The sequence below is a fragment of the Hydrogenophaga sp. genome, from assembly GCF_030656115.1.
GTDB lineage: Bacteria > Pseudomonadota > Gammaproteobacteria > Burkholderiales > Burkholderiaceae_C > Hydrogenophaga.
Window position 1 is genome coordinate 99,651 of sequence record NZ_JAUSOO010000129.1, and the last position, 17,783, is coordinate 117,433.

Genomic DNA, 17,783 nt, shown 5'->3' on the forward strand with positions numbered 1-17,783 from the left:
CCGCCCGCCGCCTTTCCCGGCCTGCGGCTGTTGGTGTCTCTTGGGCTTGCCGCTTTACAAACTTTGGAGCTTCTCCTATGAATTCACCCGTGATGCAGGGACTCAACCTCAATACCCCCGCCTATGTGAAAAACGCCAAGTTGGTTGCCTGGGTGGCCGACATGGTGGCCCTGTGCAAGCCCGAGACCGTTTACTGGTGCGATGGCAGCGACGCCGAGTACGACCGCCTGTGCCAGCAACTGGTGGACGCGGGGACCTTCAAACGGCTTGACCCGGTCAAGCGCCCCAATAGCTTCCTGGCCTGCTCCGACCCGTCGGACGTGGCCCGTGTGGAAGACCGCACCTACATCTGTTCCGAGAAAAAAGAAGACGCCGGCCCGACCAACAACTGGATGGCCCCGGCCGAGATGCGCCAAACGCTGCAGCCCCTGTTTGACGGCTGCATGCAAGGCCGCACGATGTACGTGGTGCCGTTCAGCATGGGCCCACTGGGATCGCACATTGCCCACATCGGCGTGGAGCTGACCGACAGCGCCTACGTGGCGGTGAACCAGAAGCTGATGACCCGCATGGGCAAGGCCGTCTTTGACGTGCTCGGCACCGATGGCGAGTTCGTGCCCTGCATGCACACCGTGGGCGCACCGCTGGCCGCCGGCGAAACGGACACCACCAGCTGGCCTTGCAACCCCAAGGTGAAGTACATCGTTCACTACCCCGAGACCCGTGAAATCTGGAGCTACGGCTCGGGTTACGGTGGCAACGCATTGCTGGGCAAAAAGTGCCTGGCGCTGCGCATTGCTTCGAGCATGGGCCGTGACCAAGGCTGGCTGGCCGAGCACATGCTGATTTTGGGCGTGACCAACCCCGAGGGCAAGAAGTACCACGTGGCAGCGGCTTTCCCCAGCGCCTGTGGCAAGACCAACTTCTCCATGCTGGTGCCGCCCGAAGCGGGTTTTGCCGGCTGGAAAGTCACCACCATCGGTGACGACATCGCCTGGATCAAGCCCCGCGCCGACGGCAAGCTGGTGGCCATCAACCCCGAAGCGGGCTACTTCGGCGTGGCCCCCGGCACCAACATGCACACCAACCCGAACTGCATGCTGTCGCTGAACAAAAATGTGATCTTCACCAACGTGGCGCTGACCGATGACGGCGACGTGTGGTGGGAAGGCATGGAGAAGGACACGGGCACCGTGCCCGAGCACCTGATCGACTGGCAAGGCAAGGACTGGACGCCCCAGATCGCCAAAGAAACCGGCGCCAAAGCCGCCCATCCCAACTCGCGTTTCACCGTGGCCGCACAAAACAACCCGGCCTTGGACCCGCAGTGGGACGATGCCGATGGCGTGGTCATTGACGCGTTCATCTTCGGCGGCCGCCGTTCGACCACCGTGCCGCTGGTGACCGAAGCCCGCACCTGGATGGAGGGCGTCTACATGGCCGCCACCATGGGTTCCGAGACCACCGCAGCCGCCTTTGGTGCGCAGGGCGTTGTGCGCCGCGACCCGTTTGCCATGCTGCCGTTCTGCGGTTACAACATGAGCGACTACTTCCAGCACTGGCTCGACATGGAGCACAAGCTGGAGAGTCTGGGCCACACGCTGCCCAGCATCTTCTGCGTGAACTGGTTCCGCAAGGACGCGGCGGGCAAGTTTGTCTGGCCCGGCTATGGCGACAACATGCGTGTGCTGAAGTGGATGATCGACCGCCTGGAAGGCCAGGCCACCGGCACCGAAACCATGTTTGGCGTGGCCCCGGCCTACGGCGAACTGAACTGGACCGGCCTGGACTTCACCGCCGAGCAGTTCAACACCGTGACCAGCATCGACAAAGCCGCCTGGGAAGAAGAGTTCAAACTGCACGAAGCGCACTTTGAGCAGCTGGCTTACCACCTGCCGCAAGCGCTGGTGGAGACCAAGGCAGACCTGGAGAAGCGCCTCGCCGCGCTGTAAAAACACAAGAAGAAACGGTTCAGGGCACAACCTGCCCTGAAACCCGAGCCCCCGGACCATCCGTCCGGGTGAAAAAAAAGCCACCGGCGGAACCCGGTGGCTTTTTTGCTGGGCGGTGCCTTGTGGGCCACCGGCTCAGCGCAGGTTCACACCATGCTCAGATGTAGTGCAGATGCATGTTGCGGGTGCGGCTGGCGGCCATGCGCTCAATGAACGCATCCCAACCAGCAGACTTGACCGGCACCACGCCGACTTCCACGCCCAACGGTGCCAGTGCGTCGCTGAAGTCGTTGCGGTCTTCAAGCGCACGCAAACGTGCCTGCGTCAGATCTGCCATCAGCCGGGGATCGCGGTGGGCCAGCTCCCACAGACGGGCTTCGGCGCGCGCTTGTGCGATGGTTTGCGACCAACCATCGAGCGAACGCATCGCGCTGTGGGCCAAGCGGCGGGCAGCACCGGCAAACAGCGCCGAGCCGGCAAAGATCACGACCCACAGGCACACCCAAGCCAGGAACAGGTGGCCATCGGCCCAGGTGCTGATGAGGCGGTCGGCCACCACCACCAACGCGGCCACCACGGCGGCGAGCAGCATCGCGGCAAGGCCACGGGCACCGTCAAAATGGCGACGGGCACGGTAAGTCCCGGCCTTGTTGGCCAGGGAGGACGGGTTCAGACCCAGGGATTCGGGGGTAGGAGAGAAAACGGTGCTCATGACGAACTCCTTAAAAAATGGCAAATGTCTTTTGGACAGGTGAATACTAGGGTAAACCCGCATGTCACGCCAATTTATTTTTGTGATGAATTACATTCACGAAAATGATAAATGAACGCAATTTTCGAACCCTCGATCTGAACCTGCTGCGGGTGTTTGACGAGGTGATGACCGAACGCAACCTCACCCGGGCTGCGCACAACCTGGCCATGACGCAGCCGGCGGTGAGCAATGCGCTGAAGCGTCTGCGCGAGACCCTGGGCGACGAACTGGTGCGGCGATCGGGCTACGGCGTGGAGCCCACACCGGTGGCGCTGGTGCTGTGGCCCACCGTGCGCGACGCCTTGCAGCAACTGCGCGACGCCCTGGCCCCGGGCAATTTCACACCCGGCAGTGCCCACAATGCTTTTGTGCTGGCCATGGCCGATGCCACCGCCGCCAAAATTGTGCCGGGCTTGATGGACATTCTGGAAAACGAAGCGCCGGGCGTGAACCTGCGGGTGGTGCCGCTGACCACCCGCGATCCGCGCGATTTGTTGGAATCGGGCTCGGCCGACCTGGCCATTGGCCACTTCCCGGGCGTGCTGGCCGAGCTGGGGGCCTTGCACCTGCAAGAAAACAGCCCCCGTTTTCTGTACCAGCGTCTGTACGACGGCGAATACGTGGTGGTGATGCGGCGCGGCCACCCGTTGGCCGGCCAACCGCTGACGCTGGACAGTTACTGCGCGGCCCGCCACCTGTTGGTGAGTTTTTCAGGGCGGGCCTTTGGTTTTGTGGACGAAGCGCTGGCCGGGCTGTCGCGCCAGCGCCGGGTGGTGCTGACCGTGAACCAGTTTTTCACCGCCGGGCGTGTGGTGGCCACCACCGACTTGCTGACCGTGCTGCCGCGCCACTTTGTGGAAGCCACGGGCCGCGAACACGAACTGGCCCTGAGCGAGTTGCCGTTGCCCGTACCGCCGGTGCATGTGGACGCGCTGTGGCACCGCCAGGCCTCGCACAGCAGCGCCCACCGCTGGTTGCGCCAGACGGTGGAGCGGGCGTCGGTCAGCGGATTCTTGTCTCATGAGACGCCCACCTCCAGTGGGCCTGCGCGTTGAGGCACCCGCACCACAATCCACACGCATGAAACACGTCAACACCGCCGGCCCCGGCGTTGCGGGCATGCGTTTCATGATCAATGCGCTGGCCAGTGAAGACAGCCAGCGCCAGAGCCGCCAATACCCCAGCGGCGACCCACCCGTGCGGCTGTTCAACCCTCACAGGTTGGTGCCCAGCCAGCGCTTGAGTTCGGCCGCCGCCACGCCGCTGCGCGCGGCCAGGTCCTGCACCTGGTCTTCGCCGAGTTTGCCCACATTGAAATAGGTGCTGTCGGGGTGTGCCAGGTAGAAGCCGCTCACGCTGGCGGCCGGCGTCATGGCCAGGCTTTCGGTCAGCGCCATGCCGATCTCGTCGGCCTGCAGCAGCGCGAACATGGCACGCTTGACCGAGTGGTCCGGGCAGGCCGGGTAGCCCGGCGCGGGACGGATGCCCTGGTACTGCTCCTTGATCAGCTCTTCGCTGCTCAAGGCTTCGTCGGCCGCGTAGCCCCAGAGGTCGGTGCGCACGCGGTGGTGCAGGCACTCGGCGAAGGACTCGGCCAGGCGGTCGGCCAGCGCCTTGAACAGGATGGCGTTGTAGTCGTCGTGCGCGTCGAGGAACTGCTGCTCTTTCTTCTCGGCGCCCAGGCCGGCGGTGACGGCGAACAGGCCCACGTAGTCGTCGGCCACACCCTTGGGCGCCACGAAGTCGGCCAGGCAGCGGCTGGGGCGCATCACGCCGTCCACTTCCTGCTTCTCGGTCTGCTGGCGCAGGCCGTGCCAGGTGAGCGCCACCTGGCTGCGGGTCTCGTCCGTGTAGAGCTGAATGTCGTCGTCGTTGACCGTGTTCGCCGGGTAGAGGCCGATCACGCCATTGGCGCTGAGCCAGCGGCCTTCGATGATCTTCTTCAGCATGGCCTGCGCATCGGCAAACACCTTGCGCGCCTGCTCGCCCACCACCTCGTCTTGCAGGATGGCGGGGTACGGGCCGGCCAGGTCCCAGGTCTGGAAGAACGGCGCCCAGTCGATGTACTTCGCGATCTCGGCGAGGTCGAAGTTCTTGAACTGGCGCTTGCCGATGAACTTCGGCTTGGTGGGTTTGAAGCTGGCCCAGGCGGATGCGGGAGAGCCCTCACCCCTGCCCTCTCCCAGCGGGAGAGGGGGCGATGCGGGGAGCCACTTGTTGGCGCGCGCCTGGGCCAGCGACCACAGCGGCACCTGCTTCTTGTTGGCGTGTTGCGTGCGCACTTTGTCGTAGTCGGCGTTCAAGTCGGCGATGTACTGGGCCGCCTGGTCGGAGAGCAGGCCCTGCGCCACGCTCACGCTGCGGGAAGCGTCGGGCACGTAGACCACCGGGCCGCTGTAGTGCGGCGCGATCTTGACGGCGGTGTGCACGCGGCTGCAGGTGGCACCGCCAATGAGCAGCGGAATCTGCGCGTCGCGGAAGTGCGCGTCTTTCTCCATCTCGGCGGCCACGTACTGCATTTCTTCCAGGCTCGGCGTGATCAGGCCACTCAGGCCCACGATGTGCGCGCCCTCTTTCTTCGCCATCGCCAAAATCTCGTGGCAGGGCACCATCACGCCCATGTTCACCACCTCGAAGTTGTTGCACTGGAGCACGACGGTGACGATGTTCTTGCCGATGTCGTGCACGTCGCCCTTCACGGTGGCGATCACGATCTTGCCCTTGGTTTTCACGTCTTCACCGGCGGCGGCCTGGGCCAGTTTTTCGGCTTCGATGTAGGGCAGCAGGTGGGCCACGGCCTGCTTCATCACGCGCGCGCTCTTCACCACCTGCGGCAGGAACATCTTGCCCTGGCCGAACAGGTCGCCGACCACGTTCATGCCGTCCATCAACGGGCCTTCGATCACATTGAGCGGGCGGCCGCCGTCGCGCTCGATCTCGCGCCACATCTCTTCGGTGTCTTCGCTGATGAACTCGTTCATGCCGCGCACCAGCGCGTGGCTCAGGCGCTCGCGGATCGGCAGCGCGCGCCACTCGTTCTTCTTGCTGTCGTCCTTGGCAGCGCCCTTGGCGTTTTCGGCCACTTCCACGAGCCGCTCGCCGGCGTCGGGCCGGCGGTTCAGCACCACGTCCTCCACCCGCTCACGCAGCTCCGGCTCCAGCTCGTCGTACACGCCGACCATGCCCGCGTTGACGATGCCCATGTCCATGCCCGCCTGGATGGCGTGGTACAGGAACACGGTGTGGATCGCTTCGCGCACCGGGTCGTTGCCGCGGAAGCTGAACGACACGTTGGACACGCCGCCGCTCACCTTGGCGCCCGGCAGGTGCTGCTTGATCCAGCGCGTGGCGTTGATGAAATCGACGGCGTAGTTGTTGTGCTCTTCGATGCCGGTGGCAATCGCGAAGATGTTGGGGTCGAAGATGATGTCTTCGGGCGGGAAACCCACCTCGTCCACCAGGATGCGGTAGGCGCGCTCGCAGATCTCGACCTTGCGCTCGTAGGTGTCGGCCTGGCCTTTTTCGTCGAAGGCCATCACCACGGCGGCGGCGCCGTAGCGCTTGACCAGACCGGCCTGGCGCTTGAACTCGGCCACGCCCTCTTTCATGCTGATCGAGTTGACGACGCCCTTGCCCTGCACGCAGCGCAGGCCGGCCTCGATCACCTCCCACTTGGAGCTGTCCACCATCACCGGCACGCGCGCGATGTCGGGCTCGCCGGCGATCAGGTTGAGGAACTTCACCATCGCGGCCTTGCTGTCGAGCATGGCCTCGTCCATGTTGATGTCGATCACCTGAGCGCCGTTCTCCACCTGCTGGCGCGCCACGGCCAGCGCCTGCTCGTACTCACCGTTCAGGATCATGCGGGCGAAGGCCTTGGAGCCGGTCACGTTGGTGCGTTCGCCCACGTTGACGAACAGGCTGCCTTCGCCGATGCGCAACGGCTCCAGGCCCGAGAGCAGCATGGGCGGCACGGCGGCGGCGTGGGAAGGGACGGAAACGGTGGAGTCGGAAACAACGGGCATGGGGCTCACCAGGGTTGCGAACGGAAACTGGTGAGCGCCGTTGGGGGCCGGGCAAGCCGGCAGGGCCGTGTGCGCCCGGTGTCTCAAGCCTGACGCCCATCCGGTGGATGGCTCGCTGCAGCGCTCCTTGAGAGGAGCGTGATTTTAGCCGGTGCAGACCCAACGAGACCCGGCCGTTAAAACACAACAAATTTGTGCCGACGTAGCTTAAGCTCCATCGCTGTTCTTGCCCATCTGTGCTGCATGCTTGCCAACCTCATCAACAACATTGCTTTCCTGGTTGCCTTGGTCGCAGCCGGGCAGATGGCGATTTCCCGTGCCCACAAGAAGCCGTTGCAAGGCCAGATTGTGCTGGGGCTGCTGTTTGGGGCCGTTGCGTTGCTGGGGATGGCGAACCCGGTGAATCTTTCACCCGGCGTGTTCTTTGACGGCCGCTCCATTGTGCTGGCGGTGGCGGGCGTGGTGGGCGGCGGTCTGCCCGCAGCGATCGCGGCGGGCGTGGCGGCCGTCTACCGTTACCAGTTGGGCGGCAGCGGAGCGGCGGTTGGCATCGCGGTGGTGTTGTTGTCGGCTTTGCTGGGTGTGTTGGCGCGGCAATGGTGGCAGCGGCGCACGCATCCTCCGCAGGCAGCCGACTACTTTGCGCTCGGCGTGGTGGTGCAACTGATGCAGCTGCTTGTGTTCACCCAAATTCCCAACAACGCGGGTTACCCCTTCATCCGGCAAGCCTGGTGGATGCTGCTGCTGTCTTACCCGCTCGCCACCATGCTGCTGTGCATGATGTTCCGGAACTACGAACAGCAGCTGATCGACAAAGAGACCCTGCAAGCGGCGCAAGCCGCGCGTACGGCAGAAGAGCACGCGAGCTTGCAGCGGTTTCATGCCTACTTCGACCAGTCCATCGTGGGACTGGCCATCACCAGCCTGAACAAGGGTTGGATCGACGTCAACGACGCCCTGTGCACAACGCTGGGCTACACACGGGACGAACTGACCCGCATGACCTGGGCCGACGTGACCCACCCGGAGGACCTGGGACCAGACCTGGCCGAGTTCAACCGCATGCTGGCCGGCGAGATCAACGGCTACACCATGGACAAGCGCTTCATCCACAAGGAAGGTCATGCTGTTTACACACGCCTGGCGGTCAGCCATGTGCGCAAACCGGATGGCAAGCTCGATTACGTGGTCTCTATGGTGGAGGACATCAGCGAGCGGTATCGGGCACAGCAGGCGTTGGAAACCGAGCGGGCGCACTTGCACACCCTGGTGAGCACCATTCCCGATCTGATCTGGTTGAAAGATACGAAGGGCCGGTATCTCTCGTGCAATCCCGCCGTCGAATTTTTCTTTGGTGCGGCTGAAAGCGAGATCGTTGGCAAACCCGACCACGATTTTGTGCCTGCGGATTTGGCCGATTCCTTTCGCCGATACGACCACGCTGCGGTAGCGGCCGACGGACCCACCCGCAACGAGGAATGGGTCACCTATGCCGGTGACGGCCGCCGCGTCCTGCTGGAGACCACCAGGGTACCGATGCGGACCACGGACGGCCGCTTGGTGGGCGTGCTCGGGATCGGCCACGACATCACGGATCGCACAGAGCATCAGAAGCAACTCGAACACATCGCCCATTTCGACATCCTGACCGGTCTGCCCAACCGTGCCTTGCTTGCCGACCGTCTGCAGCAGGCCCTGGCCCAGGCGCAGCGCCACCACCGGATGCTGGTGGTGGCGTATCTCGATCTGGACGGGTTCAAATCGGTCAACGACCAATACGGCCACGAGGCCGGCGACCATCTGTTGACCGCGTTGTCGGGCCGCATGAAGCGCGCTTTGCGCGAGAGCGACACGCTGGCGCGTCTGGGTGGCGACGAATTTGTTGCGATTTTTCTGGACCTCCCGAACGTCGAGTCGTCTGTGCCCCTGCTGACGCGCCTGCTCGCAGCGGCCGGGGAGGTGGTCTACGACAGCGGCCATGCGCTGCGCGTTTCCGCCAGTCTGGGCGTGACCTTTTATCCGCAGGCGGAGGAAATTGATGCCGACCAACTGCTGCGCCAAGCCGATCAGGCGATGTACCAGGCCAAGCAGATGGGGAAAAACCGGTACCACTTCTTTGATTCCGAAAACGACCGCAGTGTGCGCAGTCACCACGAGCATCTGAAGCGCATCCAGCAGGCACTGGAGGCCAGGGAGTTTGTTCTTTACTACCAGCCAAAGGTGAACATGCGCACCGGCGAGGTCATGGGCACCGAGGCCTTGATCCGCTGGCAGCACCCCGAGCGCGGCCTGCTGCCGCCTGCGGCGTTTCTGCCGGTGATTGCAGACCATCCGCTGGCAATCGCATTGGGCGATTGGGTGCTGGACACCGCCATGTCGCAAATAGAGGCGTGGAAGGCTGCCCACCTGGCGTTGCCGGTCAGCGTCAATGTCGATGCGATCCAGTTGGCGCAGCCCCATTTTGTTGACCGCTTGCGCCAGCTCATGGCAGCTCACCCGGCGCTGGTGGCTGGCGACCTGGAACTTGAAGTGCTGGAAACCAGCGCACTGGATGACATTGCCCACGCATCCAGCGTGATTTTGGCCTGTGGCGAGATGGGGGTCGGTTTCGCGCTGGACGATTTCGGTACCGGCTATTCGTCGCTGACCTATCTGAAACGTCTGCCGGCCGACTTGCTGAAAATTGACCAGAGCTTCGTGCGCGACATGCTGGACGACCCAGACGATCTGGCCATTCTGGAGGGGATTCTGGGCCTGTCCAAAGCATTCCAGCGCGGGGTCATCGCCGAAGGCGTGGAAACCCTGGAACACGGGCAACTGCTGTTGCGCCTGGGTTGCGAATTGGCCCAAGGCTACGCCATCGCCCCACCCATGCCCGCTGAATCCATTCCGGTTTGGCTGGCAACCTGGCGGCCCGACCCATCATGGCGGAACCAAGCACCGATCAGCCGCGACGACCTGCCCATTCTGTTTGCCTCGGTCGAGCACCGGGTGTGGATCAAACAGGTGGATGGCTTTGTTCGGGGTGAGAACGGTACGTGGCCGTCTCTGGAACCAGAGCGGTGCCGCATTGGGCAATGGATGAAGGCCGAGGCCCACGTGCGACAGGTGCATTGCGTGGCGATCGAGGCCTTGAAGCCTTTGCACCTCGAAATCCATGCACTGGCGGGCGAGTTGATCCGTTTGCAGCAGGACGGGCACCAAGAGGCTGCCGTGGCACAGCTGCCCGAACTGTACCGCTTGCGGGATCGCTTGCTCTCGAACCTCCTGGACATGCTGCGGCCTTCAAACGTTGCAGAAACCGCCGCCGTCTGAAGCCCACAATCCCCGTCCGGACGGACGCTGAGCGCCACTGGTGCGATGTTTGCTTGTGTATCACCCCAACACCAGACACCCCATGCCGCCCCACCGCACCGACCCTGACACGCCCGCCACCGACTGGCCCGCCCAGGAGCTGCTGCTCATGCGCGAGGTCATGAAGCTGGTGGGCCGCAGCCTGGCGCCGGCTTTTGTGCTGCGTGAAATGCTGCACCTCATGAGCGAGCTGCTAGGCCTGAACCGGGGCCGCATGGTGCTGGCCGACGACACCGACGCCTCGCCGCGCACGGCGTCGGTGCGCCACGCCTACGGCCTCACGGCCAAAGAAGTGGCGCGCGGCGTGTTCCAGTGGGGCGAGGGCATCACCGGGCGGGTGCTGGCCAGCGGCCTGCCCGCCATCGTGCAAGACGTGGACGCCGAGCCGAATTTTCTGTTCCGCACCGTGGCCCGCGCCGACCTGCCGCCGCAAACCGTGGCCTTCATTGCGCTGCCGATCCAGATCAACGGCGCCACCGTGGGCGTGCTGGCCTGCCACCGCATCCGCAGCCGCCAGCGCCACCTGAACGACGACCTGGCCGTGCTGCGCCTGCTGGCCACGCTGGCCGGGCAGCTGTTGCAGCTGGAGCAACTGGTGGCCGAGCAGACGCGCCAGCTGCAAACCCGCAACCAGCAGCTGAGCCGCGCGCTCGACACGCACACCGCGCGCTACGGCCTCATTGGCCGCTCGCCCGCGCTGCTGCAGGCGCTGGGCGAGCTGGAACGCGTGTCGCAGTCGCAGGCCACGGTGCTGCTGCTGGGCGAGTCGGGCACCGGCAAAGAGCTGTTTGCCCGCGCCGTGCACCTGGCCAGCGGCCGGCACGCGCAGCCCTTCATCAAGGTGAACTGCTCGGCCATCCCCGACACGCTGTTTGAAAGCGAACTCTTCGGCCACGAGCGCGGTGCCTTCACCGGCGCGAACACGGCCCGCCCCGGCTGGTTCGAGCAGGCCAACGGCGGCACCATTTTTCTGGATGAAATCGGCGAACTGCCGCTGGCCATGCAGAGCAAGCTGCTGCGCACCCTGCAAGAGGGCACGCTGGTGCGCCTGGGCGGCCAGCGCGAGCTGCGCATCGACGTGCGGCTGGTGGCCGCCACCAACCGCGATCTGGCCCGCGAGGTGCAGGCCGGCCGCTTCCGGCAAGACCTGTATTACCGCCTCAACGTCATCCCCATCCGCCTGCCCAGCCTGCGCGAGCGCCGCGAAGACGTGCGCGCCCTGGCGCTGCACTTCGTGAGCCGCGCCAACCAGACGCACCAGCGCAACGTGTACCTGGCACCCGACGCACTGGCCCGGCTGGAAGCGCACGACTGGCCCGGCAACATCCGCGAGCTGGGCAACCTGATCGAGCGCATCGTGCTGCTGGCCGACCACACGCTGGTGAGCGCCGCCGCGCTGGAGCGCTTCATGCCGGCCGCCTGGGCGCCGCTGGCCGCGCCCGAAACACCGCCCACGTTGCCCCTGCCCGCAGGCCTGGTGCGCGAATACCAAAGCGTCCGATCGCACAGCACCCAAACCCTGCAAGACGCCCTGCTGCGCCACCACGGCAACCAAAGCCAGGCCGCGCAAAGCCTGGGGCTCACGCTGCGGCAGTTTGGCTACCGGTTGAGGAAGGCGGGCTTGCGGTGAGGGATTAAAAGGCCGGGCGTCATCAGACTCGCGCAATCACTGGATGCGACGACCCGCAGCGAAAGCCCACCGCAGCGCTACAGCCTGGCGCCGCCGAAGCCTGGTTTTCTGTGCTGATGGCGAACCACGATGATTCGGATACCCGGCTCAAGGCTGCGATAGACAACCGAATACGGAAAGACACGCATCGGAAAGACACGACGGCCCTTTGTGGTCAGCGTGCCCAGGCCCGGATGCTTCACCAAGAGATTTGCAACGCGCTCAAACTCGTCAAGAAACCGTTGGGCAACCCGCAGGCCTAAAAATCCAAGGCATCCGCCATGTCTTGCACGGCGCCAGGGTGAAGCGAATACGTCACCTGACCAGCCTTTGCCGCAGCCGGTTTATGGCATCTTGAGCGGAGACCTCGGCCACCAGGCCCGACGCCAACGATGCCTCTCTTTGATCCGCTTCCAATGCCCAGGCTTGCTCAACGTCCGGGTCGGTGTCGAGGCTCGCGATGAGACGCTCAGGCAGGTGTGAACGGTCCGCAGGGGGAAGCTTCAGGACTTCGGCTTCCAGGACTTCAAGGCTGGTGGACATGGTGATTTCCGACGTGATGGCGCTGAACCAGCCGTAGCTGGCCACACTTGGCGCCCAGGGCTGGCGGTTTGGGTTGCGCCTGGGGAAGGCGGGATTGTCGTGAAACGCTGGTGTGAAGCTTTGAAGTGAACGCCAGCGCACGCGATTTGTGACAGCATCGGTGCCATTCCCCAAGACTGACACCAAGCCGCCATGAAAACCATAGACGAAATGCTGAACCTGGCCTTGCTGACCCCCGACCAGCACCAGCAAATCAGCCGCTGGATCGCCCAGGCCGACTCGCCCGACGACATTTTGAAAATGCCACCGCCGCTGTGGCGGGCCATTGAGCGGGCCAGCGCGGTCATGGGCATCGACGAAGACCTGATGCGCCCGCCTGCGCTGGATGCCGACGACGTGGTTGGCCGGTAGACGGCGCCCCGAGCAGGTTGCAGCCTTCGCCAAAGCACCCCGCCCACGCAGGGCCAACGGTTGCGCTGGCAGACGCATGCACGCAAACTGCTTGAACTCAGAAGCCGCACAGCGATCCCATCCACGGCCTGTGCCACCACCCCCTGACTTCAGCGAGGAACCCATGCCCACCCGACAAACGCCCCTCAAACGGCGCGCCCTTTGGTCCATGGCTGGCGCCGCCCTGGTGTTCGCCACGGCCACCACGGCGGTGGCGCCCGCCGCCGCCCACCACGGCTGGACGTGGGCCGAAGACGTGAACGCCGAACTCACCGGCACCATCGTTGCCGCCAAGCTCGGCAACCCCCACGGCGAACTCACCTTGGCGGCCGACGGCGCCCAGTGGATCGTGGAAGTGGGCCAGCCGTGGCGCAACCAGCGCGCCGGGCTGAAAGACGAGATGCTGGCCAAGGGCGTGAAGCTCACCGTGTCGGGCCACAAACACACCGACCCCAACAAGCGCGTGTTCAAGGCCGAACGCCTGCTCATCGACGGCAAGACCTTCGACCTGTACCCCGACCGCAACTGATCCGCGCACCGCCCAGCCGGATCGTTGAAACCCCCATGGACGCGCTGGCCGCCGCCCTGCAAGACAGCGCGCTATCGCAACTGCTGCGCTCGTCCATCTGGCTGTACCCACTGGTCAACACCGGCCATGTGGTCGGCATCGCCCTGCTGTTCGGCGCCATCGTGCCGCTGGACCTGCGGTTGATGGGGTTCTTCCAGCGCGCACCGCTGGAACACCTTTTGAACACCCTGATCCCGGTGGCCGTCACTGGGCTCGTGCTGGCGCTGTTCACCGGCTCCCTGCTTTTCGCCACCCGCCCGCTGGACTATGTGGGGGAACCGCTGTTTGGGATCAAGCTGGCGCTGCTGGGCGCGGGCGTGGTCAATGCGCTGGTGTTGCGGTATTCACCGAGCTGGAAGTGGGTGGGCGGTGCGACGGGTGCGCCGCCGCCGCGGGCCTGGCGGCTGCACGGGCTGCTGTCCATCGTGCTCTGGCTGGGGGTGATCACTGCGGGCCGCTTGATCGGGTACCGGTAGGGCCATGGTCGAGGCGATGGGTCACCAAGAGGCACAAGGATGGACCCTATTTTTGGGCGGGGGGTGCAGATTCACCTGCAAGGCTTAATCCACCCGCAGCACCTCAAACTGCTGTCGGATGGAAGCGACCTGCATCGACACCTCATCACCCTCGCATTTGCCCAGCATGGCCCTGCCCAAAGGGGCTTCACTGCTGATGACCTGAACGGACTGAGCGCCGCTGACCAACTGCATGTTGCCCCCACCGGGACCGAGAAAGAGCTGTTGCTGCTTATCGTCGGCATCAACCAGGCATACCAGCGCGCCGAGCGGTATGCCTTTGCTGGCGTCATAAGGGCGCGGGTGGAATTGGCGCCAATGGGCCATCGCCTGGCGGATGGCTTCGGCGCGACGGGCTTGCCCGGTGGCCAGGTAGGCGGCTTCGAGCCCCAAGGTGTCGTATTTGTTTTCGGCGATGTTCTCTTCGTGCGTCGCCGTTTCATGGGCCGCCCGCACCGCTTGCTCGGCTTGCAGCAGGTCTTCGGCGAGCCGTTCCAGCACCTGCTGCTGCAGCGAGAATTTATCCATGGTGAAAGGTAGCGATGTAATCGGCCCGCCCGTGCCGCGAAGCGGCAACCTTCAGTTGTGTGTCTGTTTGGGCCAGAAGGTTAGGCGGTATTGCCTCGCTGACCTTGATGGCTCGGTTCAGCACGACTTTTGACTCTCGGCGGAATGTACACATACTTTTCTTGATTCGACTTCTTGCGCTTCCGATCAGGCCAATCACAACTACCGCAGTCGCAGCAGCTCACAAAGTCGAAAAACCGAGAAAGGCTTCGCCCACTGGAGAGATCAAACCCACAGCCCTCCGGCGCATCGCATCCCAAATCGCAATCTCCACGCTGCGATCTGAAAGGTCGACGCGGTCGATCTGAATATCGACGATGTGCCACCCCGCATCTGTAAGTTCTCTCCCGCAATAACAAAAGCCCGCCAATGACACCGTGGCGACGCACTGCGCGATAACCAAGCGCAGAGCAACTTGCGCACCCGGTGTGCATGCTGTAGGCGCAGCGAAAACCCTTGTAAGGCGAAACGTATCGCTGATAAAAGCGAATGACTGCAAGTGCAAGTCGGCGCATACCCAATGATGTTTAACGAATGAAAGAGGCTTCCCCGTCCCGAACGAGCCGCGCACCCTGAGGCTTGCGGTTAACGGTAACTGAGTGCCACGATGGGCAGCTTGAACTTTTGGCAAGCCGAAACTTCGTTTGCATCAACTCACTCGTTTTGTGGAAGGGGAAGTACATGACCACCATTGTCACCATCGGAATCGATCTCGCCTTGCCTGATCGGCATGGAAGCTTGCTCCGGTGCCCACCACTGGGCACGCGAGTTCCAGAAGTTCGACCACACCGTGCGCCTGATGGCGCCCAAGTTCGTCACCCCCTACCGCCTCTCGGGCAAGCGCGGCAAAAATGATGCAGCCGATGCCGCCGCCATCTGCGATGGCCGTTACCCGGCCCAACATGCGCTTTGTGCCCATCAAGTCGGTCGAGCAACAAGGCCAGCTGCTGGTACACCGCGCCCGCCAGTTCTGCGCCTGGCTCGGGCTGGTGCCCGGGCAGTACAGCTCGGCGACAAGCAGCGCCTGGGGCGCATCACCAAGGCGGGTGACCCGTACCTGCGCAGCCTGCTGGTCATGAACAAGACCAACCCCCGGCAAGTCCCTGTGAGCCGCTGGGCGCGTGGCCTGGCCGAGCGGCGCAGTTATTGGCGCTCGGTGGTGGCCGTGGCGGCCAAGAACGCACGCCTGTGCTGGGCGGTGCTGCAGCGTGGGGAGGGGTTCAAGATGCCGACTTGAACCGCGCCCACTTCAGGAATCCGAAAGAGATGTCACCACAGATCAAACCGTCCGCCGCGTGAAGGCTTGAAAGTTGATGTGCAAAGGTTGGGCGTCAAGTTCCGCCTGTTTATCCAGCGTGTTTATGAACAGGCGGAACTTGACACAAAAGCCGCTCCGCCTTTTTCAATCAGAACCTCAACCCTCAAATTCCCAAGGGTTCACCACAACCAAGCGGCTGATGTGTTCAAAGTCTGCGGTGTTGCGTGTGGCCAGTGTCAGGCCATGCGCCAATGCAATGGCAGCAATTTGCGCGTCCTCGGTGCTGATGGGCCTGCCCATGCGGGTGCGGTTTGCCACGGTTTGGGCGTAGTGGCTGGCGGCGGCTTCGTCAAACGGCAGGCAACGGCCCTGTAGCTCGGTGTCAAACATGGTCTGTGCGGCGTGGGTCAGGCCCGCTTGCCGTTGTCCCGCGGGCATCAGGGCCAGCCCCAGTTCAATTTCAGCGCGGGCGATGGCGCTGGTGTAGGTATTTGCCGGGTTTTGTGCATCCAGCCAGGCCACCACTTGGGCGGCGGGTTGCGGCCGCATGAACTCCGACAAAACGTTGGTATCCAGCAGCATCATGTGGCGTCATCCCATTGGGGTGGTGTGCGTGCGGTTTGGCGTGGAGGGGTGCTGAAATCGGGGCTTGCCACGGCTGCAAAACAGCCCAGCAGCCGCTGGCCCATGGGCTTGGCGGTGATGTTTGCCCGTGACAGCGCATCGCGCAAGATGCGCCGGGCTTCTTCTTCCATGGACACCCCGTTGTGGGCGGCGCGTATGCGCAGTTGGGTCTTGAGGGCATCGTCCACGTTGCGAATGGTGAGTGCGGCCATGCGTGGCTCCTTTTGATAGCAATGATTGCATTGTAGGCAGTTTTGGAGTGGACTGTCGTAACCACAACAGCCTGTTCGAAAGACCGCAATGGGGGCGAGACATGTCATTGATCTTGTCATCCCTGACACCCTGCTGCCCCATCTCAGCAGCCATGAACCCATCGCCACTGTGTTGACACAATGTCAACACAGTGGCGATGGTCAGCACCGCTACCCGCTGGCGCAGTGCGGCGAAAAAGCAAAAATCCTCAAATAAATCAATTGCTTACACGCAGTTATACAACTGCGTTTCCCCCTGGCACGTCCATTGCAATGAAGCTCGCAGGCCATCCCGCCTGCCGACCTTCACGAGAGGACTTTTTGCCATGAGCATTGACGCCACCCTGATTGCGCCCGCTGAACTCGCTGCCCTGCAAGCCACCGAACCGGTGGTGATCATCGACACCCGCGACGCGGACACATTTGCCGCCGGGCACATTCCCGGCGCGGTGAATTTGCGCGAGGTGTTCACGTTTCTGGCCACGTCCACGCCCGAAGGGCTGAACGAATTGAAGGCCACGTTTGCGCAGGCGCTGGGTGCGGCGGGTTTGTCGGGCGCAGAAACGGCGGTGTTTTACGAAGACGCGATGAACAGCGGCTACGGACAGTCGTGCCGGGGCTATTACCTGTTGACCTGGCTGGGCTACCCCAAGATCAAGGTGCTCAACGGTGGCTTCAGCGCCTGGAAGGCGGCGGGTTTGCCCGTGTCTACCGAGGCGGCCACGCCCACGCCCGCCACGTTTCCCGAGCTGCCGATGGCCGACGTGATGCTGACGCAGGCCGATGTGCAGGCCGCGCTGGGCACCGACACGGTGTTGCTGGACGTGCGCGATGTGGACGAGTGGATTGGCGACAGCTCCAGCCCCTACGGCAAAGATTTCGCGCCGCGCAAGGGCCGCCTGCCGGGCGCCAAGTGGGTGGAGTGGTACCGCTTCATGAAACCGTCGGCCCAAGGCCCGGTGTTCAAAACGCCGGACGAGGTGCGGGCCGAATGCGCCACCGCCGGCATCACGCCAGACGACACGGTGTACCTGTATTGCTTCAAGGGCGCGCGCGCGTCCAACACGTTTCTGGCGCTGAAGCAGGCGGGCTTCAGCGACGTGCGCATGTACTTCGGCTCGTGGAACGAATGGTCGCGCGACGACAGCTTGCCGATTGAAACCGGGCTGCCACTGGCCAAGCCGAGCCAGAAGCCCGCGCTGGCGCTGGCGGCCTGATTCCCTTTCGTTTTCCTTTTTGCGTTTTTCCTCCCA

15 protein-coding genes, 1 pseudogene and 1 riboswitch are annotated in these 17,783 nt (G+C 63.7%); of the genes and pseudogenes, 9 read left to right on the top strand and 7 right to left on the bottom strand.

Annotated features, from left to right (window positions below):
• Window positions 1–77: 77 nt before the first annotated feature.
• The gene (locus Q7J58_RS16540) at window positions 78–1,952 is read left to right on the top strand and encodes a phosphoenolpyruvate carboxykinase (GTP) (protein ID WP_304830410.1); all 1,875 of its coding nucleotides are present in this window, start codon (window positions 78–80) and stop codon (window positions 1,950–1,952) included.
• Window positions 1,953–2,109: 157 nt separating this feature from the next.
• On the opposite strand, the gene Q7J58_RS16545 is transcribed toward Q7J58_RS16540, so the two are convergent.
• The gene (locus Q7J58_RS16545) at window positions 2,110–2,664 is read right to left on the bottom strand and encodes a hypothetical protein (RefSeq protein ID WP_304830412.1); all 555 of its coding nucleotides are present in this window, start codon (window positions 2,662–2,664) and stop codon (window positions 2,110–2,112) included.
• A gap of 104 nt (window positions 2,665–2,768) precedes the next feature.
• Here Q7J58_RS16545 and Q7J58_RS16550 point away from each other — a divergent pair, with 104 nt between their 5' ends.
• Window positions 2,769–3,761: a LysR family transcriptional regulator gene (locus tag Q7J58_RS16550; RefSeq protein WP_304830414.1), complete on the top strand. Its 993-nt coding sequence runs from the start codon at window positions 2,769–2,771 to the stop codon at window positions 3,759–3,761.
• A gap of 159 nt (window positions 3,762–3,920) precedes the next feature.
• On the opposite strand, the gene metH is transcribed toward Q7J58_RS16550, so the two are convergent.
• Window positions 3,921–6,671: a methionine synthase gene (metH, locus tag Q7J58_RS16555; protein WP_304830503.1), complete on the bottom strand. Its 2,751-nt coding sequence runs from the start codon at window positions 6,669–6,671 to the stop codon at window positions 3,921–3,923.
• A gap of 85 nt (window positions 6,672–6,756) precedes the next feature.
• A riboswitch (S-adenosyl-L-homocysteine riboswitch) is annotated at window positions 6,757–6,866 on the bottom strand.
• A gap of 108 nt (window positions 6,867–6,974) precedes the next feature.
• Between metH and Q7J58_RS16560 the strand changes: the two genes are divergently transcribed.
• Entirely contained in the window at window positions 6,975–10,046 is a 3,072-nt protein-coding gene (locus Q7J58_RS16560) for an EAL domain-containing protein (RefSeq protein WP_304830416.1), read from the top strand.
• Window positions 10,047–10,128: 82 nt separating this feature from the next.
• The gene (locus Q7J58_RS16565; protein ID WP_304830418.1) at window positions 10,129–11,715 is read left to right on the top strand and encodes a sigma 54-interacting transcriptional regulator; all 1,587 of its coding nucleotides are present in this window, start codon (window positions 10,129–10,131) and stop codon (window positions 11,713–11,715) included.
• 354 nt (window positions 11,716–12,069) lie between these two features.
• On the opposite strand, the gene Q7J58_RS16570 is transcribed toward Q7J58_RS16565, so the two are convergent.
• Window positions 12,070–12,297, bottom strand: a complete 228-nt coding sequence (locus tag Q7J58_RS16570) for an addiction module protein (protein WP_304830420.1) — start codon at window positions 12,295–12,297, stop codon at window positions 12,070–12,072.
• A 192-nt stretch (window positions 12,298–12,489) separates the two neighbouring features.
• Here Q7J58_RS16570 and Q7J58_RS16575 point away from each other — a divergent pair, with 192 nt between their 5' ends.
• The 3 genes from Q7J58_RS16575 (at window position 12,490) to Q7J58_RS16585 (ending at window position 13,791) form a co-directional block, all read left to right on the top strand.
• Window positions 12,490–12,708 (top strand): hypothetical protein, encoded by a 219-nt coding sequence (locus Q7J58_RS16575; RefSeq protein ID WP_304830422.1) that lies wholly within the window; start codon window positions 12,490–12,492, stop codon window positions 12,706–12,708.
• Window positions 12,709–12,871: 163 nt separating this feature from the next.
• Window positions 12,872–13,276 (top strand): DUF6152 family protein, encoded by a 405-nt coding sequence (locus Q7J58_RS16580; protein ID WP_304830424.1) that lies wholly within the window; start codon window positions 12,872–12,874, stop codon window positions 13,274–13,276.
• Between the two features lie 35 nt (window positions 13,277–13,311).
• A complete protein-coding gene (locus Q7J58_RS16585; protein ID WP_304830426.1) occupies window positions 13,312–13,791 on the top strand; it encodes a hypothetical protein in 480 nt (159 codons plus the stop codon).
• 84 nt (window positions 13,792–13,875) lie between these two features.
• Here Q7J58_RS16585 and Q7J58_RS16590 read toward each other — a convergent pair whose 3' ends face one another.
• Window positions 13,876–14,358, bottom strand: a complete 483-nt coding sequence (locus Q7J58_RS16590) for a GreA/GreB family elongation factor (RefSeq protein WP_304830428.1) — start codon at window positions 14,356–14,358, stop codon at window positions 13,876–13,878.
• A 220-nt stretch (window positions 14,359–14,578) separates the two neighbouring features.
• Window positions 14,579–15,028: a hypothetical protein gene (locus Q7J58_RS16595; RefSeq protein WP_304830430.1), complete on the bottom strand. Its 450-nt coding sequence runs from the start codon at window positions 15,026–15,028 to the stop codon at window positions 14,579–14,581.
• A 75-nt stretch (window positions 15,029–15,103) separates the two neighbouring features.
• On the opposite strand from Q7J58_RS16595, the pseudogene Q7J58_RS16600 reads away from it, so the two are divergent.
• Window positions 15,104–15,634 (top strand): annotated as a pseudogene (locus tag Q7J58_RS16600) (transposase); the annotation flags it as partial.
• A gap of 177 nt (window positions 15,635–15,811) precedes the next feature.
• Here Q7J58_RS16600 and Q7J58_RS16605 read toward each other — a convergent pair.
• Both Q7J58_RS16605 and Q7J58_RS16610 read right to left on the bottom strand, forming a co-directional pair.
• A complete protein-coding gene (locus Q7J58_RS16605) occupies window positions 15,812–16,240 on the bottom strand; it encodes a type II toxin-antitoxin system VapC family toxin (protein ID WP_304830432.1) in 429 nt (142 codons plus the stop codon).
• Window positions 16,237–16,491: a hypothetical protein gene (locus Q7J58_RS16610; RefSeq protein ID WP_304830434.1), complete on the bottom strand. Its 255-nt coding sequence runs from the start codon at window positions 16,489–16,491 to the stop codon at window positions 16,237–16,239. Before Q7J58_RS16610 ends, Q7J58_RS16605 begins: the two co-directional genes overlap by 4 nt.
• Before the next feature lie 365 nt (window positions 16,492–16,856).
• Between Q7J58_RS16610 and Q7J58_RS16615 the strand changes: the two genes are divergently transcribed.
• Window positions 16,857–17,747, top strand: coding sequence for a sulfurtransferase (locus Q7J58_RS16615; protein ID WP_304830436.1), 891 nt, complete (start codon window positions 16,857–16,859; stop codon window positions 17,745–17,747).
• Window positions 17,748–17,783: the final 36 nt, after the last annotated feature.

What these genes read in the sequence shown, in the direction of transcription:
- Q7J58_RS16540 (WP_304830410.1), top strand. Translation starts at nt 78, where the DNA reads ATGAATTCACCCGTGATGCAGGGACTCAACCTCAATACCCCCGCCTAT.
- Q7J58_RS16545 (WP_304830412.1), bottom strand. Translation starts at nt 2,664, where the DNA reads ATGAGCACCGTTTTCTCTCCTACCCCCGAATCCCTGGGTCTGAACCCG.
- Q7J58_RS16550 (WP_304830414.1), top strand. Translation starts at nt 2,769, where the DNA reads ATGATAAATGAACGCAATTTTCGAACCCTCGATCTGAACCTGCTGCGG.
- metH (WP_304830503.1), bottom strand. Translation starts at nt 6,671, where the DNA reads ATGCTGCTCTCGGGCCTGGAGCCGTTGCGCATCGGCGAAGGCAGCCTG.
- Q7J58_RS16560 (WP_304830416.1), top strand. Translation starts at nt 6,975, where the DNA reads ATGCTTGCCAACCTCATCAACAACATTGCTTTCCTGGTTGCCTTGGTC.
- Q7J58_RS16565 (WP_304830418.1), top strand. Translation starts at nt 10,129, where the DNA reads ATGCCGCCCCACCGCACCGACCCTGACACGCCCGCCACCGACTGGCCC.
- Q7J58_RS16570 (WP_304830420.1), bottom strand. Translation starts at nt 12,297, where the DNA reads ATGTCCACCAGCCTTGAAGTCCTGGAAGCCGAAGTCCTGAAGCTTCCC.
- Q7J58_RS16575 (WP_304830422.1), top strand. Translation starts at nt 12,490, where the DNA reads ATGAAAACCATAGACGAAATGCTGAACCTGGCCTTGCTGACCCCCGAC.
- Q7J58_RS16580 (WP_304830424.1), top strand. Translation starts at nt 12,872, where the DNA reads ATGCCCACCCGACAAACGCCCCTCAAACGGCGCGCCCTTTGGTCCATG.
- Q7J58_RS16585 (WP_304830426.1), top strand. Translation starts at nt 13,312, where the DNA reads ATGGACGCGCTGGCCGCCGCCCTGCAAGACAGCGCGCTATCGCAACTG.
- Q7J58_RS16590 (WP_304830428.1), bottom strand. Translation starts at nt 14,358, where the DNA reads ATGGATAAATTCTCGCTGCAGCAGCAGGTGCTGGAACGGCTCGCCGAA.
- Q7J58_RS16605 (WP_304830432.1), bottom strand. Translation starts at nt 16,240, where the DNA reads ATGATGCTGCTGGATACCAACGTTTTGTCGGAGTTCATGCGGCCGCAA.
- Q7J58_RS16610 (WP_304830434.1), bottom strand. Translation starts at nt 16,491, where the DNA reads ATGGCCGCACTCACCATTCGCAACGTGGACGATGCCCTCAAGACCCAA.
- Q7J58_RS16615 (WP_304830436.1), top strand. Translation starts at nt 16,857, where the DNA reads ATGAGCATTGACGCCACCCTGATTGCGCCCGCTGAACTCGCTGCCCTG.